Annotated in this window: 26 protein-coding genes and 1 pseudogene; 8 read left to right on the plus strand and 19 right to left on the minus strand. The window is 62.9% G+C overall.

Annotation, left to right across the window (positions count from 1 at the left end; translation table 11 throughout):
* The first annotated feature begins 115 nt into the window (after positions 1-115).
* Together NKI97_RS11810 and rnhB are read left to right on the plus strand one after the other, a co-directional pair.
* A complete protein-coding gene (locus NKI97_RS11810; protein WP_352449929.1) occupies positions 116-1,270 on the plus strand; it encodes a PA0069 family radical SAM protein in 1,155 nt (384 codons plus the stop codon).
* 166 nt (positions 1,271-1,436) lie between these two features.
* Positions 1,437-2,132 (plus strand): ribonuclease HII, encoded by a 696-nt coding sequence (gene rnhB / locus NKI97_RS11815; RefSeq protein WP_352449930.1) that lies wholly within the window; start codon positions 1,437-1,439, stop codon positions 2,130-2,132.
* A gap of 251 nt (positions 2,133-2,383) precedes the next feature.
* Here the strand turns inward: rnhB and NKI97_RS11820 are convergent, their stop codons facing one another.
* The 7 genes from NKI97_RS11820 to NKI97_RS11850 form a co-directional block, all read right to left on the minus strand.
* Positions 2,384-2,875, minus strand: a complete 492-nt coding sequence (locus tag NKI97_RS11820) for a F0F1 ATP synthase subunit B (protein WP_352834183.1) — start codon at positions 2,873-2,875, stop codon at positions 2,384-2,386.
* Between the two features lie 10 nt (positions 2,876-2,885).
* Positions 2,886-3,461 (minus strand): F0F1 ATP synthase subunit B, encoded by a 576-nt coding sequence (locus NKI97_RS11825; RefSeq protein ID WP_352449932.1) that lies wholly within the window; start codon positions 3,459-3,461, stop codon positions 2,886-2,888.
* 81 nt (positions 3,462-3,542) lie between these two features.
* Entirely contained in the window at positions 3,543-3,767 is a 225-nt protein-coding gene (locus tag NKI97_RS11830; protein WP_006206606.1) for a F0F1 ATP synthase subunit C, read from the minus strand.
* Between the two features lie 68 nt (positions 3,768-3,835).
* Positions 3,836-4,594: a F0F1 ATP synthase subunit A gene (locus tag NKI97_RS11835; protein WP_352449933.1), complete on the minus strand. Its 759-nt coding sequence runs from the start codon at positions 4,592-4,594 to the stop codon at positions 3,836-3,838.
* Positions 4,595-4,664: 70 nt separating this feature from the next.
* Positions 4,665-5,063, minus strand: coding sequence for an AtpZ/AtpI family protein (locus NKI97_RS11840; protein ID WP_254820419.1), 399 nt, complete (start codon positions 5,061-5,063; stop codon positions 4,665-4,667).
* A 255-nt stretch (positions 5,064-5,318) separates the two neighbouring features.
* The gene (locus tag NKI97_RS11845) at positions 5,319-6,503 is read right to left on the minus strand and encodes a cell wall hydrolase (RefSeq protein WP_352449934.1); all 1,185 of its coding nucleotides are present in this window, start codon (positions 6,501-6,503) and stop codon (positions 5,319-5,321) included.
* A gap of 107 nt (positions 6,504-6,610) precedes the next feature.
* On the minus strand, positions 6,611-7,930 hold the full coding sequence (locus tag NKI97_RS11850) for an MFS transporter (RefSeq protein ID WP_352834187.1): 1,320 nt from the start codon (positions 7,928-7,930) through the stop codon (positions 6,611-6,613).
* 120 nt (positions 7,931-8,050) lie between these two features.
* On the opposite strand from NKI97_RS11850, the gene NKI97_RS11855 reads away from it, so the two are divergent.
* The gene (locus NKI97_RS11855) at positions 8,051-8,971 is read left to right on the plus strand and encodes a LysR substrate-binding domain-containing protein (protein WP_352834190.1); all 921 of its coding nucleotides are present in this window, start codon (positions 8,051-8,053) and stop codon (positions 8,969-8,971) included.
* A gap of 340 nt (positions 8,972-9,311) precedes the next feature.
* On the opposite strand, the pseudogene NKI97_RS11860 reads toward NKI97_RS11855, so the two are convergent.
* From NKI97_RS11860 to NKI97_RS11890, 7 genes and pseudogenes are all read right to left on the minus strand, one after another.
* A pseudogene (locus NKI97_RS11860) lies at positions 9,312-9,542 on the minus strand (ribosome biogenesis GTPase Der); the annotation flags it as partial.
* A 39-nt stretch (positions 9,543-9,581) separates the two neighbouring features.
* Positions 9,582-10,472 carry an SDR family NAD(P)-dependent oxidoreductase gene (locus NKI97_RS11865; RefSeq protein ID WP_352449937.1) on the minus strand — a complete coding sequence of 297 codons (891 nt, stop codon included), beginning with the start codon at positions 10,470-10,472 and terminating at the stop codon, positions 9,582-9,584.
* Positions 10,469-11,248: a hypothetical protein gene (locus NKI97_RS11870; protein ID WP_352449938.1), complete on the minus strand. Its 780-nt coding sequence runs from the start codon at positions 11,246-11,248 to the stop codon at positions 10,469-10,471. The genes NKI97_RS11865 and NKI97_RS11870 overlap by 4 nt, the downstream gene beginning before the upstream one ends.
* Positions 11,249-11,259: 11 nt before the next feature.
* Complete coding sequence (locus NKI97_RS11875) at positions 11,260-11,847, minus strand: protein-S-isoprenylcysteine O-methyltransferase (RefSeq protein ID WP_352449963.1); 588 nt, start codon at positions 11,845-11,847, stop codon at positions 11,260-11,262.
* 200 nt (positions 11,848-12,047) lie between these two features.
* Entirely contained in the window at positions 12,048-12,620 is a 573-nt protein-coding gene (locus tag NKI97_RS11880) for a hypothetical protein (protein WP_352449964.1), read from the minus strand.
* A 148-nt stretch (positions 12,621-12,768) separates the two neighbouring features.
* Positions 12,769-12,903 carry an ABC transporter gene (locus tag NKI97_RS11885; RefSeq protein WP_352449939.1) on the minus strand — a complete coding sequence of 45 codons (135 nt, stop codon included), beginning with the start codon at positions 12,901-12,903 and terminating at the stop codon, positions 12,769-12,771.
* Positions 12,904-13,102: 199 nt separating this feature from the next.
* Complete coding sequence (locus NKI97_RS11890) at positions 13,103-13,675, minus strand: L,D-transpeptidase (protein ID WP_352449940.1); 573 nt, start codon at positions 13,673-13,675, stop codon at positions 13,103-13,105.
* A gap of 190 nt (positions 13,676-13,865) precedes the next feature.
* On the opposite strand from NKI97_RS11890, the gene NKI97_RS11895 reads away from it, so the two are divergent.
* Entirely contained in the window at positions 13,866-14,621 is a 756-nt protein-coding gene (locus tag NKI97_RS11895) for an SDR family NAD(P)-dependent oxidoreductase (protein ID WP_352449941.1), read from the plus strand.
* 252 nt (positions 14,622-14,873) lie between these two features.
* Here NKI97_RS11895 and der read toward each other — a convergent pair whose 3' ends face one another.
* Positions 14,874-16,307 carry a ribosome biogenesis GTPase Der gene (gene der / locus NKI97_RS11900; RefSeq protein ID WP_352449942.1) on the minus strand — a complete coding sequence of 478 codons (1,434 nt, stop codon included), beginning with the start codon at positions 16,305-16,307 and terminating at the stop codon, positions 14,874-14,876.
* Positions 16,308-16,313: 6 nt separating this feature from the next.
* Positions 16,314-16,979 carry a tetratricopeptide repeat protein gene (locus tag NKI97_RS11905; RefSeq protein ID WP_352834192.1) on the minus strand — a complete coding sequence of 222 codons (666 nt, stop codon included), beginning with the start codon at positions 16,977-16,979 and terminating at the stop codon, positions 16,314-16,316.
* 204 nt (positions 16,980-17,183) lie between these two features.
* On the opposite strand from NKI97_RS11905, the gene NKI97_RS11910 reads away from it, so the two are divergent.
* On the plus strand, positions 17,184-18,176 hold the full coding sequence (locus NKI97_RS11910; RefSeq protein WP_352449965.1) for a polysaccharide deacetylase family protein: 993 nt from the start codon (positions 17,184-17,186) through the stop codon (positions 18,174-18,176).
* Between the two features lie 27 nt (positions 18,177-18,203).
* On the opposite strand, the gene sbmA is transcribed toward NKI97_RS11910, so the two are convergent.
* From sbmA to NKI97_RS11925, 3 genes are all read right to left on the minus strand, one after another.
* A complete protein-coding gene (gene sbmA / locus NKI97_RS11915) occupies positions 18,204-19,481 on the minus strand; it encodes a peptide antibiotic transporter SbmA (RefSeq protein ID WP_352449943.1) in 1,278 nt (425 codons plus the stop codon).
* Between the two features lie 116 nt (positions 19,482-19,597).
* On the minus strand, positions 19,598-20,752 hold the full coding sequence (locus tag NKI97_RS11920) for a YbfB/YjiJ family MFS transporter (protein ID WP_352449944.1): 1,155 nt from the start codon (positions 20,750-20,752) through the stop codon (positions 19,598-19,600).
* Positions 20,753-20,864: 112 nt separating this feature from the next.
* Entirely contained in the window at positions 20,865-21,074 is a 210-nt protein-coding gene (locus NKI97_RS11925; RefSeq protein ID WP_352449945.1) for a hypothetical protein, read from the minus strand.
* A gap of 98 nt (positions 21,075-21,172) precedes the next feature.
* On the opposite strand from NKI97_RS11925, the gene NKI97_RS11930 reads away from it, so the two are divergent.
* The 3 genes from NKI97_RS11930 to NKI97_RS11940 all read left to right on the plus strand — a co-directional run bounded on the left by NKI97_RS11930 (position 21,173) and on the right by NKI97_RS11940 (position 23,838).
* Positions 21,173-22,087: a LysR substrate-binding domain-containing protein gene (locus tag NKI97_RS11930; protein ID WP_352449946.1), complete on the plus strand. Its 915-nt coding sequence runs from the start codon at positions 21,173-21,175 to the stop codon at positions 22,085-22,087.
* An 80-nt stretch (positions 22,088-22,167) separates the two neighbouring features.
* The gene (locus NKI97_RS11935; RefSeq protein WP_352449947.1) at positions 22,168-23,424 is read left to right on the plus strand and encodes an aminopeptidase; all 1,257 of its coding nucleotides are present in this window, start codon (positions 22,168-22,170) and stop codon (positions 23,422-23,424) included.
* A gap of 57 nt (positions 23,425-23,481) precedes the next feature.
* Positions 23,482-23,838: a DUF488 domain-containing protein gene (locus NKI97_RS11940; protein ID WP_352449948.1), complete on the plus strand. Its 357-nt coding sequence runs from the start codon at positions 23,482-23,484 to the stop codon at positions 23,836-23,838.
* Positions 23,839-24,008 lie beyond the last annotated feature (170 nt).

Here is a 24,008-nt window from a genome sequence, read left to right on the forward strand (position 1 = left end):
GTTTTTGCGGCGCGCCGCGAGAAAGTTCTTGCTTTGTTCTCATCAATGCGATAGGAATACATTCATGAGCAGAGCGATTCGACAGCGGGCGGACAGTCCCTGGGAAAGGGCCAAAATGGAACAGATCGTGCGTGCCGACATTGCCGCCTTCGGCGCTGGCAGGGCCGAGATGGCGAATGCGATGATCGAGCAGAGCGGCATGCGCGTCCGTCCCGACCGCAATCGCGGCAGGTCGGCGGGCATCAATCCGTCCGGCCGTTTCGAGCCGGTCAGCCGGCACGTGTTCGACGACGGCTGGAATTCGCTGGAGGAGCTGCCGCCCTTCAAGACCGAGGTACAGGTCGAGAAGCCGCGCACCATCATCACCCGCAACGAATCGCCCGATATCTCCTTCGACCGCTCGATCAATCCCTATCGCGGCTGCGAACATGGCTGCGTCTATTGTTTCGCGCGGCCGACGCACAGCTTCATGGGGCTGTCGCCGGGGCTGGATTTCGAATCGAAGCTGTTTGCCAAGCCGGATGCGGCGCGGCTGCTCGACAAGGAATTGTCCAGGGATAATTACCAGCCGCGCACCATCGCCATCGGCACCAACACCGATCCCTATCAGCCGATCGAGAAGCAATACCGGATCATGCGCGAGATCCTCGAAGTGCTGGAGGCGCGCGGGCACCCGGTCGGCATCGTCACCAAATCGGCGCTGGTGACGCGTGACATCGACATTCTGTCGCGCATGGCCGAACGCGGGCTGGCCAAGGTGGCGTTGTCGGTGACGACGCTCGACCGCATGCTGGCGCGCACCATGGAGCCACGCGCGTCGATGCCGACCAAGCGGCTGGAGGCGATCAGGCAGCTTTCGGACGCCGGCATACCGGCCTCGGTGATGGTCGCACCGATCATCCCCGGACTGACCGACCCGGAAATGGAGCGCATCCTCGATTCGGCGCAGGCAGCGGGCGCGCGTGAAGCCGGCTATGTGCTGCTGCGCCTGCCGCTGGAGGTCGCGCCAATCTTCAAGGACTGGCTGCTGCGCCATTATCCCGACCGCTATCGCCACGTCATGTCGCTGATCCGGTCGATGCGCGACGGCAAGGACTACGATTCGGAATGGGGCAAGCGCATGAAAGGCTCCGGCCCGTATGCCTGGCAGATCGGCCGGCGCTTCGAGATCGCCGCCAAACGGCTCGGCCTCAATGCCGAGCGGCGCTCGCTCAGGACCGACCAGTTCGTCCCCGCCGCCAAGGCGACCGAGCAGCTGATGCTGCTGTGACAAAGCGTCTCGCGCCAGCCGCTTGAAGCGGCCGCAGCAGGCGAAAAATCCCGTCCGGCCTGTCTTGTCCCCGGGCTTGCAGACGGTAGCCCCTCCTGGTCCGGTGCCCCGCCCGACCCAGAGGGGACTTGCGGAGAATCGGAGCCGATGCGAACCTCGCCGCACCATGGCTCGCCCGCGTTCCGATTCTCCGCTTCTCTTCGAAATCGTCGAGAAACCCGACTTCTCGTTCGAGACGAGGGCGATGGCCGAAGGCCTTTGGCCGGTGGCGGGGATGGACGAGGCCGGCCGCGGCCCGCTCGCCGGGCCGGTGGTGGCGGCAGCGGTGGTGCTCGATCCCGCCAACATCCCCGACGGCCTCGACGATTCCAAGCGGCTGACGCATTTGCAGCGTGAGGCGCTGTTCCTGAAAATCCTCGGCTCCGCGCTCGCCGTATCGATGGCGTCGGTCAGCGCCGAAGGCATCGATGCCTCCAATATCCTCAAGGCCAGCCTGGAGGCGATGCGCCGTGCCGTGGCCGGCCTGTCAATCCGGCCGAAGCTGGCATTGGCCGACGGCCGCGACGTGCCGCCCGGCCTGCCCTGCGAGGGAAAAGCACTGATCAAGGGCGACCAGCGCTCGCAGTCGATCGCCGCAGCCTCGATCGTCGCCAAGGTGATGCGCGACCGCATGATGTGCGGCTGCGGCAGCCATCATGCGCATTACGGCTTCGAGCTGCATATGGGCTACGCCACTGTGCGCCATCGCACGGCGATCGATCTGCACGGGCCAGTGGCACGGCTGCACCGCGCCTCCTTCGCGCCGTTCCGGTTCGGCGGCACCGAGGTGCTCGAGGAAGAGGGTTTTTCGGGTTTGGATTGAGCGATTCGGCAAGGTGTGATCTCCCCCCTCGAGGGGGAGATGTCGCCAAAGGCGCCAGAGGGGGTCGGTACGTCCTGGCGCGACGCCATGCGGGACGAAAGAGAAGGCTGGCGCTTTACGCGCGGCGACCCCCTCTGGCCTGCCGGCCATCTCCCCCTCAAGGGGGGAGATTACGCGCTCGGCCGCTTTCGCTAACAAAAAAGCCGCCAGGTTTCCCGGGCGGCTTTCGATGAATTTCTCGACGAAGTCGCTTAATTCAGCTTCGACTTCAAATCCCGCAGCGAGGCGTTGAACAGGTCGGCGCCGGCCTTGGCGTCGATCTTGCCGGCCAGCAGCGCGCGCGCGGCCTCTACCGCGATATCGACGGCGCTGGCGCGCACTTCGCCGATTGCTTCGCGCTCGGCCTGGCCGATCTTCTGCTCGGCCAAGGCGGTACGCCGAGCGACATAGTCCTCGGTCTTCTTGTGCGCCTCGGCGGCAAGCATGTCGGCTTCACGCTTGGCGGCGGCAACGATGGCCGCGGCCTCCTGCTCGGCTTCCTTGCGCTTGCGCTGGTATTGGCCAAGCAGTTGCTGGGCCTCTTCGCGCAACCGGCGCGCTTCCTCGAGCTCGCTGCTGATCTTGTCGGCGCGGGCATCGAGCGCCTTGGCGATCATGCCCGGCACCTTGATGTAGATGGCAATGCCGAGGAAGATTACGAGGGCAACCGTTGCCCAAAGCGTCGCGAGAGATGTGGCGTCCATGATGCGCTCCTCACCCGGCCACGGATTTGACCGCGGCCGCGATTTCGGCCTTGCTAGCCTTGCCGCCGACAAGCGCCTCGACGATGGCCGAAGCGGTGTCCTCGGCGATCGTGCCGACTTCCTTCATGGCATTGGCCTTGATGGAAGATATGCGCGCCTCGGCCTCGCCAAGCTTCTGGTCAAGCGCTGCCTCGATCGTCTTGCGGGCAGCTTCGGCTTCCGCCTTGGCCGCATCGTTGGCCTGCTGGCCGATCGCATTGGCCTTGCCCTTGGCTTCCGCCAATTCCTGCTCATAGGCGGCAACGGCGGCATCGGCCTCGCTTTTCAGCCGGGCAGCATGATCGAGATCCTGCGTGATGCGGTCGTTGCGAACGTCGATGATGCCGCCGACGCGCGGCATCACTACCCGTTTCAAGAACAGGTAGAACAGCCCGAAAGTGATTGCCAGCCACAGCAGCTGTGACGGGTACGTCGCCGGATTGAATGGCGGAAACGTGCCGTGCGCCTCGGCGGGCACGCCGGTCCCAGCGCTGCCGCCTTCGACGGCGGGCGCGGACTCTTGCGCAAAGGCAGATGTCACGAACATGGGCTATCCCCGAAATTCAGGCCCGCCGCAGGATCGCGGCCGGCCTGTTCAATTCTTGCCAATGTTCAGCCGAACAAGCATTCAGCCGAACAGGGCGAGAAGCGCGATGAGAAGCGAGAAAATACCCAGCGCTTCGGTCACGGCGAAGCCGAAAATCAGACGGCCGAACTGGCCGTCGGCGGCCGACGGGTTGCGCAGCGCGCCCGCCAGATAGCTGCCGAAGATGTTGCCGAGGCCAATGCCCGCGCCGCCCATGCCGAGGCATGCGATGCCGGCGCCGATGTACTTTGCTGCTTCTGCGTCCATTTATTCAACTCCTTTGGATCTAAAATTCCGTTGCGATTCCATCCGGCGGCAATGCCGGAAACTCTAAATCAGTGCGAAGGGTGCAGGGCGTCGTTAAGATACATGCAGGTCAGCACGGCGAAGACGTAGGCCTGCAAAAGCGCCACGAGCAACTCCAGAGCCGTCAAAGCCACGGCCATCGCCAGCGGCAGGACCGAACCCGCAATGCCAAGCGTGCCGAGAGCGCTGAGGCTGACGACGAATCCCGAAAACACCTTCAGCGTGATGTGGCCGGCCAACATATTGGCGAACAGACGAACCGAGAGGCTGACCGGGCGCGAGACGAAGGAAATCACTTCGATCGGAACGACAAGCAACATCATCACGATGGGCACGCCTTTCGGCACGAACAGCTTCAGGAAGCCGAGACCGTGCTTCATGAAGCCGTAGACGATCACGGTTCCGATCACCAGCGCAGCGAGGCCGAAGGTGACGATGATGTGGCTGGTGACGGTGAAGAAATAAGGGAACAGGCCAAGCAGGTTGGCGACAAGCACGAACATGAACAGCGAGAACACGAAGGGGAAGAACTTCATGCCTTGCGTGCCCGCGGCGTCCCTCAGCATATTGCCGACAAATTCATAGGCCATTTCCGAGACCGACTGAAGGCGGCCCGGAACCAGGCTGCGGCTCGACGTGCTGAGGTAGAGAAACGCCGATGCGACAGCAACCGTCGCAAGCATGAACAGAGCCGAATTGGTGAAAGACAAGTCGTAGCCGCCGATGTGAATCGGAATGATCGGATGGATCTGGAACTGGTGGATCGGATCGACCTTGTCAGCAGCCACTTTAAATCCCCATCAAAGCCGCAGACGGCTTCAGCATTCTGTTCAATGCGCCGGCATGCGGCGCCTCAATTCATTCTTTCGGATCGCGCGGTTTGTCGCCCGTTCCGAATTCCGACACAAGCCCGGCTGAACGCAGGACGTTGAGCACGCCGGCGCCAAAACCCAGCAGCAGCCCGACTATCAGACCCCATGGCGATGTCCCCGCCACGCGATCGATAAACCAGCCGAGAGCCGCACCGACCACTATCCCGGCGATGAACTCGCTGGACAGCTTGAGCGCCTGGCCGTACCCGGCCACACTGCCCGTTTTCGCGTCGTCTTTCCCCTCGAGCCGGTCCGGCCGCCTTGTCGCAAGCGATGCTTCAAGGTCGCGCCGGCGGCGCTCAAGATCGTCGTCGCGGATGTCGGCTTCATGCTGCTTGCCGCGGCCGGTTTTGCCGGTTCCGTCTGGCCCATTCTTGTCGGCCACGCAACCCCCCTGCCCGGTCAGACCGTCACCGTCCGTCCGCTTCTTAAAGTCGCCGGCAACATAGTTAGAGGGTCCGCGCCCGTCAAGCCACGGGCGGACGTTCAAGCTCAAGTATTTTATCGTTATAAATCAGTTACTTGCCTGGGTGCGACATCGTGCCCGACACAGTCTCTGGCGGGCCGTGGCCGAATCCCCGCGGCGATGCGTCTTCGATCGGCCGCTCTCGCGGGAAAGACGCAAGGGCTGCCCGAGCGCTCAGCTCCAGCCGCCACCATAGGTGCGGTAGAAGATGTGCAGGCCGATCCTGGTCATTTTCTGCATCGTCCGCGCCCAGCCCGGATGGACGTAGTTGGCGTAATAATGGGTCGACGAGCCGACTTCGGGAATGAAGATCTTGCCGGCTGTGACGGCAATGGCGACATCCTGTGCGGTCTGGTAGGCGGCGGCGTTGTCGATGCGCTTCTTCCTGCCGTCGCAGGCAAAGGAAAATTGGCAGCGGTTGAACCAGTTGTCGTTCTGGTAGACGACGCCGCAGATCGAGTTCGGATAGGTCGGGTTGCGGACGCGGTTGAGGATGACCTGAGCGACGGCGGCCTGGCCACGCACAGATTCGCCGCGCGCCTCGAAATAGATGCCGTTGGCGAGACAGGCCTGCTCCGGCTTGGAAAAGACGCTCGCCGGCAGCGGCGTCTGCATCCAAGAATGGTCGCCCTTGCTCAGCGGCGGAATGAAGCGACCGTCGTTTGGGTCCTCGTCCTGCAGCAAGGCCTCGAAGGGTGACGCCTGTGCATAATCGGGAGCCGACGAGGCGTAGGCGGTCGCCAGCACGTCAGGATGATCGTTGTTGACCAGCGCGGCAAGCATCGCCGGCACGCCGGGATCCGGCTTCTTGTCGATGCGCGTGTGGAAGGCGGCGGCGATCTGGATTTCCTTGCCTTTGATCTCGGGCTTGGCGAAAGCCATCCTCAGGCCGCTGTCCATGCTTGGGCGGAGCAGCGAAGAGGTGCGCTCGAAGATCGAGCCGGCGTTGAAGTTCTTCGGCGGCGAGACGGGCGAGACCTGGATGATGCGGCCCTTCTTGTCGGCACGCGTGATGCGGTTCTCGTCCGGCGTCGTGCCGGCGATGCTGCCCTTGCCGCGAAACGAAACGGCGCCGATGCCGGGCAGTTGGACGCCGGAGCCGGAGAGCGAGCCGGTGCTGCTGGAATCGAGGAAGGGCATTTCGGCGGCGTGAACGGAGCCGGCGACGGATTTCTCGACATAGGCGTTCCAGCGGACGCTCGGCGCCTCCAGGCCGGAGACCAGGCTGGTCATGTCCTGATAGGCAGCGACCGTCGGAAAGCCGATCCAGATGCCAAGGCCAATAACGAGGGGAGGCAGGAAGGAACGCTTTTTCTCACCGGCGGCGGCGACAAGCCGCGTCAAAACACGTCGATGCACGGAACTCTCCAGAAACGCGACGGACCCCACTGGAGAGCTACAATGATGCATTAACCTTGATGGGGCGTTAACAGCTTAGAACGTTGTTTTCCCATCTCGTGTCGAAGTCAGGCGCTTTTGCGGCCATCGCTTGACGGAAGAAAGATCGGCCAGGCGATCAGCGCGCAAATAGCCGCACCCAGCCAGACGCCTGCCCACGAGCAGAGCACGAGAAGCCCCGGAATGGCGATCGGCACCAGGAAGAAGGCAATGAAGACCAGACTGTTGGCAAGGCCGAGCGCCGTTCCGGCCTGGCTTGCGCCGGCCAGCGTCGCAAGCTCGGTGTAGGCGACGCCGTGCCAGGAGGAGACGCAGATGCCGGCCACGACCAGCACCGCAACGATCGCCGGCGACAGCATCGGCGCTTGGCCTGACAAGAATTGGGCCGAAAACAAGACGAGCGCCGCAAGCACGGCGAAGGCGGCCACGCTCAGCATGCTGCACAGACGCAGGAACGACCGGCGGTTGCCGTGACGGTCGGTGTAGCGGCCGCTCCAGACGCGCATGACCATGGCGCCGACCTGCACGGCAGCCAGGCTGGCGCTGATAACGGCTGTTCCCATGCCGGCGAAATCATGCAGGAACACGGAAGCAAATGTAAGCACCGCCACCTGCGGAAAGCAAAGCAGGCCGATGGCTGTTGCGATGCGCCAGACGGCCGGGTTGCGCAGCGGCGCCGGGCCGGCCGACAATGCCATGCTGCCCGAATTGGCATCGTCATGCGCCGGCGGCTGATGCAGCCAGCGCCAGGCGAGCGAGGTCGAGACCGCGGATGCAGCCGCCAGAAGTCCGAAGACCGCCGTGAAGCCATGGGCTGAAGCGAGCGACGGCAGCACGAGCGCGCCAAGCCCGCCGCCAAGCGGCACCGCCGTCTGTCTGATGCTCATGGCAAAGCCGCGCTCGCCTTCGCCGAACCAGGCCATGATGGCGCGGCCGCTGGAGCCGCTGACGCTGCCGCCGAGCAATCCGGTGACCAGCAGGGCAGCGGCGAGAAGCGCGATGCCGGGAATATGGGCCGGTGACGGCACGACCAGCGCGGCCATAACAAGCAGCCAAACCGCGGTTGCGCCGAGCCCCGTCAGCAGCACGCGGCGGTCGCCCCAGCGATCGGTCAGCAGCCCCCACGGCAATTCGCTCAGCGCCACGCCCAGGCCGAGAAGGCCAAGCGCCAGGCCGAGGTCGCCATTGGAGAGATGATAGCCCGAGCGCAGGAACACCGCCGTCGCCGGAATGCCGGAGAAGGTCGCCGAAAAGCAGGCATTGGCGGCGACGCCGATGCCCAGCACCTTCCAGCGATGATTGGCTCGAAGTGCCGCCGCTTCTGACGGGGCGGCAACGGCGGCCGGGCGAAGCGGTTTGCAATCTGCTCGTGTGGCGACAGCGGACATGGTTCAGCTCCTGCATGGGTCGGCTGCATTCGGTCTTGACGCGCTCTCTCTACCGCCATAGCTTCGTACTGAATATCAGGAAGTTTTTGACGTAATGTCCCGAATATGAGGATTATTGGCATGCGACGCGTGACATTCGATCTCGAAGTCCTGCGCAGCTTCGTCACCGGCATGGAGCTGGGCAGCTTCGCCAAGGCCGCCGACCGGCTCGGCCGCTCGACCTCGGCAATCAGTGCGCAATTGAAGAAGCTGGAGGACCAGGCGGCGACGCCGATCTTCCGCAAATCTGGGCGTGGCCTGGCGCTGACGGACGCGGGCGAGACCATGCTCGGCTACGCGCGGCGGCTGATCGAGCTCAATGACGAGGCCGCCTCCGCCATCCACGATGTCGAGCTGAAGGGTTGGGTGCGGCTTGGGCTGCAGGAGGATTTCGGCGAGGCGGTGCTGCCGGAGGTGCTCGGGCGCTTCGCCCGCGCCCATCCCAAGGTCAAGATCGAGGCCAGGATCGCACGCAGCCATGAGCTTGCCGAACGGATCATTTCGGGCAGCCTCGATATCGCGCTTGCCTGGCACAATGGCGCGACGCTGCCCTACAGCCGGCATGTCGCCGACGTCCAGATGCGCTGGATCGGCCCGGCAAAACAGATCGAGACCAGCCTGCGCGATGGCGAGGCGTTGCCGCTGGTGGCGCTCGAAGCGCCGTGCCTGCTGCGCAGCGTGGCGACCGAAACGCTCGACCGCGCCGGACTGGCATGGCGGATGGCCTTCTCCAGCCCGAGCCTTGGCGGCATCTGGGCAGCCGTCGCCGCCGGGCTCGGACTGACGATCCGCACCGATATCGGCCTGCCGGCCACCGTCAGGGCGATGACGCCGGAGATCGCCGGGCTGCCCGCCTTGCCCAAGATGGCGCTGTTCCTGCATCGCAAGGAGGCCGAGCCCGACGCGGTCGCGGCGCGGCTTGGCGACATCCTGCTGCAGGCAGCGCTGGAAGCGTTGCCGCAAGGTGCGCGGATGGATGAGGGGCTGAGAGACGTCGCTTAGGTTTCGACAAGACAGTTTTGAGGCGACGTCGCAAGACTTCCGAAGGCACAGCGATCCAGAACCGCACATCCTGCGTCGAATTTCTTCACACCCCCCTCTGTCCTGCCGGACATCTCCCCCTCAAGGGGGGAGATTGGCAGCTTCGTTCTTGGCACCTTTCTTGCAACGTTAGAGATTGGCGAAGGCATTCGCGAAATCCAATCTCCCCCCTTGCGGGGGAGATGTCCGGCAGGACAGAGGGGGTGCTGTCCCGCCAGCGTTAGCAAAGATCCTGCACCGCAACGACGCTCTTGCGTTACTCCCGAGCCGAGCGCAGGCGCAGCGCCCCTGAAAGCTCCCCTCAGTGGCGCTTCTTGGCCCTGCCGGCGAACGGGTTGTCCGAGGTGCGCAAGGCGATGCGGATCGGCACGCCGGGCATGTCGAAAGCCTCGCGCAGGCTGTTCGAGAGATAGCGGACATAGGATTGCGGCATCGCATCGGGGCGAGAGCAGGAGACGACGAAGCCCGGCGGCCGCGTCTTGGCCTGCGTGACATATTTGATCTTCAGCCGACGCCCGTCATCGGCGAGCGGTCTCTTGCTTCAATGAGGTTTTTCGGTGGCGTGCTGCGGTCAGGGGCTAATTCCCCGAGGGCCCCGGCGTAGCTGAATCTGGCGGGTACCGCAGCATTTCTTGAACTTCATACCTGAACCGCAAGGACATTGATCATTGCCGCCGCGTTGCAGCCGGCCGACCAGGGGCAGCAGCGCTGCGGAAGGCAGGAGCGCTGCCGCAAGGGCAGCCAACTTGGCCGAGATCCCCGGTACGACGAGGCGACGACCGGATTTGAACCCTCGCCACGCCCGTTCAGCCACATACTCCGGATCCACCTTGGGCAAGATGTTGAAGAGCACCGTCTGATTGGCGCCTGACCTTGCGAGAAACTCCGTCGACACCGGGCCTGGTGCAACGCATGTGACCGTCACACCGGTTCGGCGCAATTCCTGGTGAAGCGCCTCTGAAAAGAAGCGCACGAAAGCTTTGCTAGCGAAGTACAGAGCCATATAAGGCCCGGGAACGAACCCGGCCACGGAACTGAGATTGAGCACCCCGCCCCGTCGGCGCGCCACCATTCCCGGCAGAAAATGGAGGGTCAGTTCTGTGAGGGAATGTATGTTGAGATCGATGATGCCGAGTTGACCATCAATAGGCAGCGCCGTCGTCGCGCCCCGCAGGCCATAGCCGGCGCTGTTGACCAGGACATCACAGACCAGGCCGTGTGCGGACAGGAAGCCCTCCAGGCGCGTTGGCGCATCGCCTGCCACGAGATCCAACTCGAGCGTGAATGCCTCGCCACCCCTCTCCCGAACCTCAGACGCCGCAGCGGCCAAACCCTCGGGCGAGCGGGCAACCAGCACAACCGCACCGCGCTCCCGTGCAGCGACGCTCGCAATTGCCCGGCCAATTCCACCCGAGCCGCCAATCACGACGACGGCTGGCCGGAATTCACAGCGCGAAATCATGTCGCGTTCCTCTGTCCTGCAGGAGCGGCAACACTTTGATCGAGCAGCATCACTTCATTGGCGACAATGCCGTTCAGGATCTTTTCGAATCTCTCCAGTGCTCGTGCAACGTTCGCTCCATCCATGACCCGGTGATCGTAGTGGATGCGGACATTCACCGATCCGTCTTTGCCGATGGGACCGTAGTTGAGAAGCGTGGTCAATGGTGTCAGCGGGTTGAGTGATTCCGCACCGAGACCAGAATAGACGGACAGTTGGAAGGTACCGAAGTAATTTGACCTTTGCCGGGCGATGTTCAACCCTAGCCACATAAGCAGCCACCTGACTGGCGCGGGCGCACCTGCCATGCGCAAGGCACGCCGGAACTCCGGGACCTCCAGGATCGGCCGTGATCGAGCCGCGTGGATGGATCCCTCAAGTTCCGTGATGGAGTAGCGCTCCGGGCGCTTGATGCAGCTCAGCAGAACGGCCGGCTCGCCATCATATTCGCGCTCGTGGGCAATCGAGGCTACGCTTGCCGGATACTCGTAAAGCTGCGGCCAGGGCAACTTGACATAGGCGCGCCGCAGCTCCGGCATCTCTAGGGCGAGAAGCGCATATCCTTTCAGGAAGATCGCGGTCCACGAGGGCCTGGCCTGCTGCGCCATCCTAGCCCTTACGAGTGGGCCGAGGTTCATCTGACGCTGCACCGCGACCCGTGGCACGCCGATCGAAAACCTCATCAGATCGCCAACAAGGCGCCGGGGCGCGGAAAGCTTGAGGGCTCGGCCTCGCATCAAACGTACCTCTAATAAAGATAAGGGAATATTCGCTTGGTCTTTTCCATATAGGCACGGTATTGCGGACCGAAATTCTCCAGCATCATACGCTCTTCCTCGTCCACTCTCAGCAGGAAAAGGACTGCGAACCCAATCAAACCCGATATGCCCGCAATCCAGTTCGGCAGCAGAAAGACCTGGCCGAGCCCCATAAGCAGGAAAGAGGTGTACATAGGGTGACGGACCAAGGCGTATGGCCCGGCGCTGACCAGTTCATGCCGTTCGCGGATCTCCAGCGTAATCGACCAGTTCCGGCCAAGTTCCTTGTGGGACCTGCGAAAAACCCATAGCGCGGAGCAGAAGATGATTGTGCCGAGAGCCACGGCCCACGCGCTGGCCGGGTGGTCAGCCGCTGCGGGCATGCCGGTGACAACATAGAAGGCAGGCAGGATTGCGAGGCCAAACAGAGCAGATGCAAGCCCGACGATGTCGGAACGTGAGCGGTAGCCAGTTACAATTCGCACGCGCCTTGCCCGGCGCTCGAAGGGATACCGGATCACGTACCAAGCAACGATGCCGATTACCCAAATGACCTCGCCAAGTGAGGCTGCCGCAATGCTCACTTCAGGTCACCAGCGCCCTTTCTGCGATCGCGACTGTAGCAGCTGCCCCTGAGTATGGCCAGTTCACCCATCGCCTCGATTTCGTCACCGGCCGACCTTCAGGCGCAGCGATCCTCTCCGAGTTAGTCCGCAGACGCGAAAGCCGGAGGGGCAGTACCGATCGCATTCGGTCCCATTCATCCCTCGAATCTTGGTTATGTATTCATCTCCCGAAGCTCGGTTATGAATTGTTGCGGCCGGAGCTGAATGGCGGGAGTCTTATATCCCATGGAATGAGCGATGTCCGCCACGAAGCCGTTGCAGTTCAAGACCGTCGCCTGCCAGACATGCGAGCTCGCCTGCAGCTTGCGGATGTAGGCAACGACTTTGTCGTATTCGGCCCGGGTCAATATGATTTGCCAGCTTGCGGATCTGTATGGTTCTTCCAGATCACCGTCGCTCCACCCGGTTTCGGCTGGCACCGGCACGATATGGCCCAGAACATAGGGAACCGCACTGTTCGAAGCCGGGTGAAGGCCCGCGACTTGGGGATCGATCATTCTCCCGGCCCGGTCCAGGCGCCCAAAAACTGCGTAGGTGTGGCCGTAGCTTAGGGCGTAGCGGGAGCGGAACTCGATGAAGTACCGCTCGTCGTTTTTTTGAGGCGCAGCTCCGCCATTGGCATAAGATACGAAATTCGGCTGGGGCGGCAGGTCTTTCGTCTGACATGCCGCTGCCGGGAGGGCCACCAACGCCACAAGCAAGAGACGGCTACTTACAAGCGTCATCGCCGCGTCCATTCCCGAACTTCACGAAGCACAGACCTAATAACGGCCTATGCCCGCCAACCGCGCCGTATGCTGTGAAGCCGGCCAAAGCCCCGGCTGCGTATGTATGGGGAAGGGCTTGGCACCCCTTCCCCATACAAGCCGGTCCTTACTTAATCACTGGTTCCTCTACCGGAGCGGGTGCCGGAGCCTTACCCTTTCCTTTGCCGATCCAGTCGTTCGCGCAGCCGCTCAGGCTGGCAACGGCGAGCACAGTAACCATTGCAATCAATATCCTGTTCATCAAGCAATCCTTTCCCCGGGGGCGGAATAGCCTATAGAATCGCCACAACTAGAACGATATGCAGCCCCACCAAGTTAGCTGCGATCTACACCAACGCCTAGTGCAGAAATGACACAGTTGGCACCCGGTTGCCGGCGGCACCTTTGCGGTGACGTGCTGGCAGGGTTCACCATCCAACGGAGATCAAGCCTGCCCACCATCAAACAACCACCACCGTCGTGCCCAAAGGAGTACGGTCGTAGAGGTCAATGACGTCGTCATTTATCATACGGATGCACCCGTTCGATACCGCTGTGCCTATCGTCCATGGCTCGTTTGTACCATGTATCCGGAAGTGGGTGTCGTGCCCGTCGCGATAGAGATAAAGGGCACGCGCACCAAGCGGGTTGTTTGGTCCGCCAGGGACCCCCCCTGCATACTGCACCAGGCGCGGCTTGCGCTTCATCATGCTGGCGGTGGGTGTCCACGACGGCCAGTCCGCCTTGCGGCCGACGGTCGCTGTACCCTTGAACGAAAGTCCCTGCTCGCCGACGCCGACGCCGTAGCGCGTCGCCCACCCGTCCGTCTCGACGGCATAGAGAAAACGTTGCGAAGTATCGACGACGATTGTTCCGGCCGGCTCGTTTCCGTCGTACCGCACATGCTGCCGTCGGTAACGAGGATTCAGGCCACGCCTTGGTCCGAACGCGGATGAAATCGACGTACATCCGGAGACCATCAGAGCCAGACTACCCAGCACGAGCCCCCGGCGCGCAATGTGGTGTTCTTCCATTTCTACCTGCTAGGAAACTGGTCATCTACCGCCGCCCTCGTCTCTACCATTCCAAGGGCTGCGGGCCAAGTCTCGCTGTGTGGTGGCAAAAATGAATTCACAGGATTGACAAGCGAATTGGAGCGAAACTTCTTGCGATAACCGTCTGCCTCTGTTTCGGTTATGTCAAAATGGGCATAGGACAGAGACGATGAAGCCTGACTTCCATAGTAAAGTCGCGATTGTGACCGGCGCAGGCTCCGGAATAGGAGCCGCTGTTTCACGGCAACTCGCGCAAGGAGGAGCCGAGGTTGTTGTCGCCGACCTTGACGCCGAGGCCGCGCAGTGCAAAGCCGCCGAAATAAGCTCGCAAGGAGGCAGGGCCTACGACTTTGCGGTAGATGTCACGGATGCAGCAGCCGTGGAAAAGCTGATCGAGTTCACTGTCCAGAAATGCGGCGGACTGGATATGGCGGTAAACAATGCAGGTATCGACGGCGTTCGAAAAGCAACGGCAGACTATCCGCTCGACAACTGGCACAAGCTGATAAACGTCAATCTTAATGGCGTTTTCTACAGCATGAAGTACGAAATCGCCGCGATGCTGGATCGAGGCGGAGGTGCCATCGTGAACATGTCCTCCGTTCTCGGTTCCGTCGGCTTGCCAACTGCGTCCGCATACACGGCAGCGAAACACGGAGTCGTTGGACTAACCAAAGTTGCGGCGATCGAATATGCCAGGATGGGCATCCGGATCAATGTAGTCGGCCCCGGCTGGATCGAAACGCCTCTTTTATCGGAGCAAATGGAGGCATTAGCCAGCCGGCGCATGGCAGGTCTTCAGCCGATGGGCAGGCGCGGGAAACCGGAAGAGGTAGCGGCTCTTGTATGCTTCCTCTTGTCCGACCAGGCCAGCTTTATCACTGGGAGCTACCACCTGGTGGACGGAGCTTACACCGCCCATTAGGTGCAGAGGCTGCCCCCACTCGCGCCGGCCACCGTCAGGGCGATGACGCCGGAGATCGCCGGGCTGCCCGCACTGCCTGAGATGGGCCTGTTGCCGCATCGCAAGGAAGGCCGAGCCAGACCCGGTGGCGGCGCGACTTGCCGACATCCTGCTGCAGGTGTCGGTGGAATCGCCTTCCCGAAAATGTGCAGGCGCTGCCCGCGAGCGGCCTGCGGAGCGTAGCCTGATGCTGGCGCCCAGAAGACGCGCAGCTCAGCGGCGCTTCTTCGCCCTGCCGGCGAACGGGTTGTCCGAGGTGCGCAAGGCGATGCGGATCGGCACGCCGGGCATGTCGAAAGCCTCGCGCAGGCTGTTCGAGAGATAGCGGACGTAGGATTGCGGCATCGCATCCGGCCGTGAGCAGGAGACGACGAAGCCCGGCGGCCGCGTCTTGGCCTGCGTGACATATTTGATCTTCAGCCGACGCCCGGCGACAGCGGGCGGCGGATGATGCGCCAGGATGCCTTCCAGCCAGCGGTTGAGCTTGCCGGTCGACACACGGCTGTTCCAAACTCGATGCGTCCGGATGACGGCATCCATCAGCTTGTCGAGGCCACGCCCGGTCTCGGCCGACACCGGCACCGCCTGCATACCGCGCGCCTGGGGAAGAAGCCGCTCGGTTTTTTCGCGCAGCTCGGCCAGCAGCTCCTGGGGATGGTCGACAAGATCCCATTTGTTGAAGGCGATCACCGGGGCACGGCCCTCGCGGATGATCAGGTCGGCGATCTGCAGATCCTGCTTCTCGAAGGGAATGGTGGCGTCGAGCACGATGATGACGATCTCGGCAAAGCGGATGGCGCGCAAGCCGTCCTGCACCGACATCACTTCGAGCTTTTCGTGGATCCTGGCCTTGCGGCGCATGCCGGCGGTGTCGAACAATTTTAAGCGGCGGCCATGCCAGTCCCAGTCGACCGAGATGGAATCGCGAGTGATGCCGGCCTCAGGGCCGGTCAACAACCGCTCCTCGCCGATTAGCGCGTTGATCAGCGTCGACTTGCCGGCGTTGGGGCGGCCGACGACGGCGATGCGCATCGGTTTGGTGTCGTCATAGCTCGGCTCTGCGTCCGGGTCGGTAACATCCTCGCCGATCAGCACCTCGCTGGCGGCGACCTCCTCCTCGCCGGCCTCTTCGTCCTCGCCGAAGGCGCGCGCCTCGCCCAGTGCCGCGATCACCGCGTCGCGCAAATCGGGCAGGCCCTGGCCGTGTTCGGCCGAGACCGGGATCGGTTCGCCAAGGCCGAGCTCCCAGGCCTCCAGCATGCCGCCCTGGGCGCCGCGCGCCTCGGCCTTGTTGGCGACGACGACAACCGGCTTGCCGGACTTGCGCACGATCTCGGCGAAGGTCTTGTCGTCGGGCATCAGCCCGGACTTGGCATCGATCGTGAAAAAGATCAGGTCGGCTTCGCGGATGGCGATCTCGGTCTGGGCGCGCATGCGGCCGGGCAGCGTCGAGGCGGCCGCATCCTCGAAGCCGGCGGTGTCGATGACGTCGAAATGCAGATCGTAGAGTTTTGCGGCATGGACGCGGCGATCGCGGGTGACGCCGGGCGTATCGTCGACAAGCGCCAGCTTCCTTCCCACCAGCCGATTGAAAAGGGTCGATTTGCCGACGTTAGGCCGGCCGATGATGGCGACTTTGAAGGTCATGGACTATTACGACACGCCGCCCGAGCCGCGGATCAGCTCGGACATCAATGTCGCCCGCTCGCGCGTGTTGCGCGGGGCGCCGTCATCCGCGGCGATCTGGTCGAACAGCTTCAATGCATCCGCCGCCTTGCCTTCCTTCCAGGCGGCAAGGCCAAGCGCCTCGCGCGCCGCATGGCGCAGCGTGTTGGTGTCGGCGGTGAGCGCCTCGACGCGGCTGGAGACATCGGCGAAAGAGCCGTGGTCGACCAGAAGCAGCGCTGCCCGGAGACGAGCCATGTCGCGAATGCCGGAGGGGATCTTGGTGTCGGCGGCGACCTCGTCGAAATCCTTGACGGCGGCGTCGACGTCGCCCTTGTCCGCCTTGACGGTTGCGGCGCGCATGCGGGCGAGCAGCGGATAGGCGCCGTAGCCGTCCTTCTCCAACGCCTCCAGAGCGGCAAGCGCCTCGTCGTTCTTGCCGTCATTGGCAAGCTTCAGCGCCTGCGAGAAGGCATCGCCCGAGCGGTTGGCGCGGGTCTCGTCCCAATAGCGGTAGCCGACGACAGCGGCAGTGCCGAGCACCACCAGCACGGCCAGCACGAGCAAGGCGGGACCGAAACGATCCCACAGCGCATGCGCCTGGTCGCGACGAATCTCTTCGTTGACTTCGCGGATAAAACTGTCGTCCGACATGGATCAAAACCATTCATGCCCTGGCCGGGGCGGTTGATGAGCCCGCGTTTTAGCGAAATTTTGCCGGCATGGAAGGGGTTCGGAAGGAAAATCGCCTATTCACGAGGCAGTCGCCGCCAAGGGCGGCCGTACAGGTCGATCGTACCCGTGCCATATTTCGCCGGTAGGCGGTGCTTCTACATTCCTTGACCCGGTCAGATGCCTTTGCCCCGTTTGTCCCGCGTTGTTGCGTTTTCCATTGCCGTGTTTGCTGCCGGCGCGGCTTGCGCCGACCCGCCGGCGCCGCCGGCAAAACCGAAGCAGATCGTCATCATCTCATTCGACAGCGCCCGCGACATTTCGCAGTGGCAGCGCAGCCGGGCGCTGGCCGCACGCACGGGTGCGCATTTCACCTATTTTGTCTCCTGCGTGTTCCTGCTGTCGCCCGAGACGCGTATGGAATACACCGCGCCCGGCAAGACAGAAGGCAAATCGAATATCGGCTTTGCCGCCTCCAAACAGGAAGTCGCCGAGCGGCTCGAGCAGATCAATCTTGCCGCCTCGGAAGGCCACGACATCGGCAGCCATGGCTGCGGTCATTTCGACGGCAAGGACTGGAGCAAAGCCGACTGGCTAAGCGAGTTCGGCTCGTTCAAGCATGTTCTCGAAAACGCCTATTCGATCAACGGCATTGCACCCGAACCAAAGGGCTGGCGCGATTTCGCAGGCAAGGCAGTGGTCGGTTTCCGCGCGCCTTATCTGTCGGCAAACAAGGCGCTCTACGAGGCGCTGCCTGCGGCCGGTTTCCTGCTCGACGCAAGCGGCGTCTCGCGTGGGCCGGTCGAGCCGCCGACCGTCAGCGGCATCACGCGTTTTTCGCTGCCGCAGATCCCGGAAGGGCCGAGCTCAAGGCGGGTGATCGCCATGGACTACAATCTCTATGTCAGACATTCCGGCGGCTTCGAGCGGCCGAGCATGGCGGAGGAGTTCACTGACCGGACCTATCACGCGTTCCGCGCCGCCTTCGATGCGCAATACCGGGGCAAGCGCATTCCGCTTGAGCTCGGCTTCCACTTCACGCTGATGAACGACGGCGCCTACTGGAACGCGCTGGAACGCTTTGCCGGCGAGGTCTGCATCAAAGCGGACGTCGAGTGCATCAGTTTTCACGATTATGTTTCGCGGCGAGGCGAAAGGCAGGCGGCGGTGGGCGGCTGAGCCGCAAGCGCCCGCCGCCCGCCAGTCTTAGCTTGCCGGCTGGTCCTCAGGACGCAGCCCGGCTTGTTCCCGTTCTAGATAGTGCTGATCGATCACCGGCAGCGGCTCGCCCTTGATCGTGGCTTCGAACGCTCGCAGCCGCTTGTGGACTGACAAGAGCTCAACGATCGTTGACCAGGAATTAACAAGATATTGGAACGAGCTGGTCACTTGGCTGAACGCGGAATTGACCTGGTTGACGAGACCCAACGTCAAGGTTCCGGCGACCAACGAAGGAGTCATCAAAAAAAGAGGGAATATGGTATTTAGTTGCAAGTAGAGATAGCGGACCACATTGAAATAGACGTAGTGGAAATAGAGCCGGAAGTAGTTCTGGCGCACATTTCCGAACAATTCGGAAACGGTCGGCGGCTGCGCTCGGGACTGATCGTCCTCACCATAAACAAGTTCCTTGCGGTAAGCGGCTTCGACGCGCTGGTTGCGAAACTGCAAGCCGGGCAGCTTTATGCCGGCGGTGGCAATGCATACCGTCCCAAACATCGCCCAGAAGATCGCAGCCAAAACCAACGGCTGCGGCACCTGACCGATGAAAGGCAATGCCGTAATGTGCTTTGAGTAGGCAAGCAAAATCGGCATGAAGGCGATCAAAGTCATTATCGAATCAATAAAGCTGGTCCCAAGATCTTCCATGATCTTTGAAAAGCGCATCGTGTCTTCCTGCACGCGCTGGGAAGCTCCCTCGATGCTCCGCACCCTAGGCCAATAGGACATGTAGTAGTCGTTCATCGCTGTCCGCCAGCGAAACACCCAATGGCTTACAAAGAAATTTGTCAGAACGTAAACAGTAACAGCCACCAGAGCGATGCCGAGGAAAGTTATTAACTGCGCATAAACATCATACTCTGTCGCCTTCACACTTTTGCTCACAATGCCCTGGATCAGATCCCAGAACGGCCCGTACCAGGCATTGATCGCTACACTCACCTGAACCTGAAAATAGGTCGTGAACAAGATCAGCGAGCTGCCAAGGATCGACCAGCGGTCCCACGGGTGCGGGGAATACCAATGCCAGAAGGCGTAAAAGAGCAGCACACCAAGTGTAAAATAGATGTAGAACCAAAGGAACGGAGGCGACCAGAAAACGGAAACGCCAATGATCGGCGCCGCGTCCGCTGCAGGGAGGGGAAATCCGACCAAAGCGCCTAGCTGGTCGCCGCCGAGAAACCACACGGCCACCATGACCGCACTCCAGACGGCGGCCGAGGTGAAAAAGAGCTTCGGCTGCGGAAAAAACGATACGAACACTGTGGCGAAATCCTCGGTCGGCGCAAATCAGCGGCGTTGGTCAGCGGGCATAAAGTCACACATTAGTGGGAAAGAAAATGCCCGTGCCCGATGCCCGCAACCGAGCAAGACCATAATCATGGCGATTTTGGCGCAGCCGACCAGGCGATCGCGCCGGAAGCGAGCAGGACGGCGGCAGCCACGATCGAGGCAAGGAAAAAGTTGCCCGAGGCCTGCGCAAGCAGACCGGCGACGATCGGGCCGATGATCTGGCCGAGGCCGAAGGCGGCCGTCATCACCGCCAGCATCCGGCGTGGTGCTTGCGGAGCAAGCTGCCTGCCGGCCTGCAGGCCAAGCGCGGTGATGGCGATGAAGGTGCCGCCGATAAGAAGGCCGCCGAGTAGCGGCCCGGTGCGCCCGCCCATGGCGACGCTGGCGCTGACGCCGACCACCTCGATCAGGCACCCCAGCGCGTAGGTGGCATAGAGCCCGATCCTGGCCGTAAGCTTCTGCCACAGCCAGACCGATGGGAAACCGGCAAGGCCGGTGACCATCCAGACCACAGCCTCGAAGACGCGGCCGCCGCCGCCCTGGCGGACGATGGCGACCAGGAACGTTGCCGTGACGATATAGCCGAAGCCGAACAGGCCGTATGCGACGATGATCTTCACCAGCGACCGGTCTTTCGGCAGTGCCGGCTCGCTCCCGGTGGTGCTGTTCGCGGCCGAGGTGCCGCCGGCCAGCAAGGCGACGGCGGCAAAGCCGCAGGCCGAAATCACCGCCGACCACAGCCAGCCCGCCGCCCAGCCGGCATGTTCGGTGACGAGGAGCGCCAACAGCGCCGAGGACGCCGCGATGCCGAGGCCGACACCGCCGAAATACAACGCCTGCAGGTCGTTTCGCCCGGCCGCGGGGAGATGACCGAAAACGATGCTGGTCATGAAGACCAGGACAAAGGCGCTTGCAACGCCGGCAAGAAAGCGGATGGCGAGAAACGCGGCCATCGTGCCGCTCAGGCCCATCAGGCCGGCGAGGATCGCGGTGGCGGCAAGGCCGGCCAGCATCACCTGGCGCTCGCGGCCTTGCGCCCAGCCGCCGGTGGCGGCAAGCGCGCCGACGAGGTAGCCGAGATAATTGGCCGATGCGATCCAGCCGGCATCGGCCGGCGACAGGCCGAGCTCTTCCATCATGCCAGGCAGGATCGGCGTGTAGACGAAGCGGCCGATGCCCATGGCGACGGCCAGGGCAATCATGCCGGCGATTGCAAGGCGCAAGGGCGAAGCGATGTTCATTGCAGTGCACCATAAGTGCGCCTGCCGGTGAGACAATCCGCCTTTTGTTGGGCCAGAAGGGTTGCGCAGCCGCGTCGGCGGTTGGCTCGCCCGAGGTGCTTCTTCAGGAGACTCAACCGCAGCAGGTTCTTGTCGAGGCCGTCTCGAAGCGGGTACGACGCGCAGTCAGCCTGAACGGCATGTCGGCGAGTTCGCGCTCCGACATGGTGTCGAGGAGCGGATGCGCCAGCGGATCGGTCATCCAATTGATGGCCTTGCTGTCATGCCGGTGTGGCTGCATCCCGATCGGGGAAAAGGCGCCGAGCCATGATAAAATCTTCATCGGATTTGCCTCCTCACTTTGAGTGACCCACTTAAAATCCGCCGTTCGGCAGTTGTCTGGCAATTGAGATTTCCGCCGCTCCAGTTTAGAAAAACTGTATGGCTATGCTGAACCGTGTTCATCTCAACGGCTTGCGCGCCGTCGAGGCCGTCGCCCGCCTGGGCTCGCTCGCGGCGGCGGCCGGCGAGCTCAACGTCTCGGTCAGCGCCGTCAGCCAGCAGATCAACCGGACCGAAAAGCAGCTCGGCCGGGCGCTGTTCGACCGAACGCCGGCTGGCCTGGTGGCGACCGAATTCGGCGCCACCTTCACAACGCGGCTTGGCGCGGGCTTCCGCGAACTCGCACAGGCGGTGGCGCTTGCCGATGAAAGCTCGGAGTGCACGCTGGTGGTTTCGGTGGCGCCAGCTTTCGCCTCGAAATGGCTGCTGCCGCGGCTGTCGCGGCATTTTGCCCGCCATCCGAACGTGCTCCTGCGCATCGATGCCTCGGTGCGGCTTGCCGATCTCGATCGTTCGGACATCGACGTCGCCATCCGGCTCGGCGACGGCAAATGGCCGGGCGGGCGGGCCGAATTGCTGCTGGCGCAGGAGGTGTTTCCGGTCTGTGCACCGGTGATCGCCAGCAAGCTGAAATCGATCGAGGACCTTGCTTTGACCTGTGCGATCACGGACGAAAGATCGATGATCAGTTGGGAGAGCTGGTTCGAAGCGGCCGGGGTGAAGCCGGTCACCTTCATGAAGGGCGCGCGCTTCACAGATCCGATGCTGTGCCTGGAATCGGCGATTGCCGGCCACGGCGTTATGCTCGGCTGGCAGTTGCTGGCCGCCGACGCGCTGGCCGACGGCCGTCTCGTTGCGCCTTTCGGCGTACGCGCCCAGAGCGGGCTCGGCTATTGGCTGGTGACCTCGGCCAGCAAGAACGAAAGCCGTAAGGTCAGGGATTTCAAGATCTGGATCCGCGAAGAGATCGAGGCGACGATGGCGCAGTTCAGGTCGCTCGAGAGGGCCAGCTAGGGCTGCCGGCACATCACGGTGGAAAGGTCGTTAGCGCCGGTCTATGTAAGAAACAGTCCCCAATCACGGCAGGCAGGATCATGACCACACATTCGCGCGGCGTTTCCGCAAGCATCGACCCGGTGAAGCTCGACAGGCTGGCGGAGGTCGCCGTCAAGGTCGGGCTGCAATTGCAGCCGGGGCAGGATCTGGTGCTGACCTCGTCTATTGCCGCGCTGCCTTTGACGCGGCGGATCGTCGAGCACGCCTACAAGGCAGGCGCGGGCCTGGTGACGCCGATCTTCAACGACGATGAGATCACGCTCGCGCGCTTCCGCTACGGCGCCGACGCCGGCTTCGACCGCGCCGCCGGCTGGCTCTATGAAGGCATGGCAAAAGCCTTCGCCAACAATGCGGCGAGGCTTGCCGTGCGCGGCGAGGATCCGTCGCTGCTTTCGGCGCAGGACCCGGCAAAGGTGGCGCGTGCCAACAAGGCGAATTCGATGGCCTACCAGCCGGCGCTGGAGAAGATCACCGGCTTCGACATCAACTGGAACATCGTCGCCTATCCCGATCAGGCCTGGGCCAAGCAGGTATTCCCGGACGACGCCGACGACGTCGCCGTGGCCAAGCTCGCCGACGCCATCTTTGCCGCCTCGCGGGTGGACGTCGAAGACCCGATCGGCAACTGGACGGCGCACAATGCGGCGTTGAAGAGCCGCACCGAATGGCTGAACGGCCACAATTTCCACGCACTGCATTTCACCGGTCCCGGCACCGACCTGACCGTCGGGCTGGCCGACGGCCACGAGTGGATGGGCGGCGCCTCGACCGCCAAGAACGGCATCACCTGCAACCCCAACATCCCGACCGAAGAGGTTTTCACCACACCGCATGCAAGGCGCGTCGAAGGCCATGTCACCAGCACCAAGCCGCTGTCCTATCAGGGTACCCTGATCGACGGCATTGCGGTGCGTTTCGAGGCGGGCCGCATTGTCGAGGCCAAGGCCACGAAAGGCGAGGATGTGCTGCAAAAGGTGCTCGATACCGACGAAGGCTCGCGCCGTCTCGGCGAGGTGGCGCTGGTGCCGCATTCCTCGCCGATCGCCAAGAGTGGGCTGCTGTTTTTCAACACGCTGTTCGACGAGAACGCCGCCTGCCACATCGCGCTCGGCCAGTGCTATTCGAAGTGCTTCGTCGACGGCGCCTCGCTCGGCCAGGACGAGATCGCGGCGCGCGGCGGCAACAAGAGTTTCATCCACATCGACTGGATGATCGGCTCGGACAAGATCGACATAGACGGCGTCCATAAGGACGGCAGCCGCGTGCCGGTGATGCGCAAGGGCGAGTGGGTTTAGGCCCGGGATCTCTAAGCGAAGACCAGCAAGCAGCGGCGCCTGCTGGCCCATGCGGAGTTGGCAATGGAGCTCGCGGTCAAGCGCATCTATGAGCAGCCGGCGCCCGATGACGGGCAGCGGGTGCTCGTCGACCGTATATGGCCTCGCGGCGTCCGCAAAGAGGACGCGGCGCTGACGGTCTGGCTGAAGGACATCGCGCCGAGCAATGGGTTGCGCAAATGGTTCGGTCATGAGTCGGCGCGCTGGGCGGAATTCCAGCGGCGATACCGCGATGAGCTCGACCGGAACGGCGAGGCGGTGGCGGAACTACGTGCCTTGCTCCGTGAAGGCAAGGTGACGCTGCTCTACGGCGCCCATGACGAGGCGTACAACAATGCGGTGGCACTGGCGAGCTATTTACGTGGGGCGGACTGAAGCGCGAGCCTGCGTCCTGTGACTTTGGAGAGTGGCGAAAGCCGTAGCGACGGCCAGAGGGGTGCTTCCCTCCGACCTCTCAAGACCTGGGTTCCTCGCCCCCGCGAAGCGGGGGAGAGGTGGCCGCGCCGCGGCCCGCGAAGGGGGGTTTGTATAGTTGGGGCCCCGGC

Source organism: Mesorhizobium sp. M0296, from assembly GCF_040321675.1.
Classification (GTDB): Bacteria; Pseudomonadota; Alphaproteobacteria; order Rhizobiales; family Rhizobiaceae; genus Mesorhizobium.

Coding starts and splice junctions, on each gene's coding strand:
- NKI97_RS11810 (WP_352449929.1), top strand. CDS start 116: ATGGAACAGATCGTGCGTGCCGACATTGCCGCCTTCGGCGCTGGCAGG.
- rnhB (WP_352449930.1), top strand. CDS start 1,437: ATGGCTCGCCCGCGTTCCGATTCTCCGCTTCTCTTCGAAATCGTCGAG.
- NKI97_RS11820 (WP_352834183.1), bottom strand. CDS start 2,875: ATGGACGCCACATCTCTCGCGACGCTTTGGGCAACGGTTGCCCTCGTA.
- NKI97_RS11825 (WP_352449932.1), bottom strand. CDS start 3,461: ATGTTCGTGACATCTGCCTTTGCGCAAGAGTCCGCGCCCGCCGTCGAA.
- NKI97_RS11830 (WP_006206606.1), bottom strand. CDS start 3,767: ATGGACGCAGAAGCAGCAAAGTACATCGGCGCCGGCATCGCATGCCTC.
- NKI97_RS11850 (WP_352834187.1), bottom strand. CDS start 7,930: ATGTCCGCTGTCGCCACACGAGCAGATTGCAAACCGCTTCGCCCGGCC.
- NKI97_RS11855 (WP_352834190.1), top strand. CDS start 8,051: ATGCGACGCGTGACATTCGATCTCGAAGTCCTGCGCAGCTTCGTCACC.
- NKI97_RS11865 (WP_352449937.1), bottom strand. CDS start 10,472: ATGATTTCGCGCTGTGAATTCCGGCCAGCCGTCGTCGTGATTGGCGGC.
- NKI97_RS11870 (WP_352449938.1), bottom strand. CDS start 11,248: ATGCGAGGCCGAGCCCTCAAGCTTTCCGCGCCCCGGCGCCTTGTTGGC.
- NKI97_RS11880 (WP_352449964.1), bottom strand. CDS start 12,620: ATGACGCTTGTAAGTAGCCGTCTCTTGCTTGTGGCGTTGGTGGCCCTC.
- NKI97_RS11885 (WP_352449939.1), bottom strand. CDS start 12,903: ATGAACAGGATATTGATTGCAATGGTTACTGTGCTCGCCGTTGCCAGC.
- NKI97_RS11890 (WP_352449940.1), bottom strand. CDS start 13,675: ATGGAAGAACACCACATTGCGCGCCGGGGGCTCGTGCTGGGTAGTCTG.
- NKI97_RS11895 (WP_352449941.1), top strand. CDS start 13,866: ATGAAGCCTGACTTCCATAGTAAAGTCGCGATTGTGACCGGCGCAGGC.
- der (WP_352449942.1), bottom strand. CDS start 16,307: ATGACCTTCAAAGTCGCCATCATCGGCCGGCCTAACGTCGGCAAATCG.
- NKI97_RS11905 (WP_352834192.1), bottom strand. CDS start 16,979: ATGTCGGACGACAGTTTTATCCGCGAAGTCAACGAAGAGATTCGTCGC.
- NKI97_RS11920 (WP_352449944.1), bottom strand. CDS start 20,752: ATGAACATCGCTTCGCCCTTGCGCCTTGCAATCGCCGGCATGATTGCC.
- NKI97_RS11925 (WP_352449945.1), bottom strand. CDS start 21,074: ATGAAGATTTTATCATGGCTCGGCGCCTTTTCCCCGATCGGGATGCAG.
- NKI97_RS11930 (WP_352449946.1), top strand. CDS start 21,173: ATGGCTATGCTGAACCGTGTTCATCTCAACGGCTTGCGCGCCGTCGAG.
- NKI97_RS11935 (WP_352449947.1), top strand. CDS start 22,168: ATGACCACACATTCGCGCGGCGTTTCCGCAAGCATCGACCCGGTGAAG.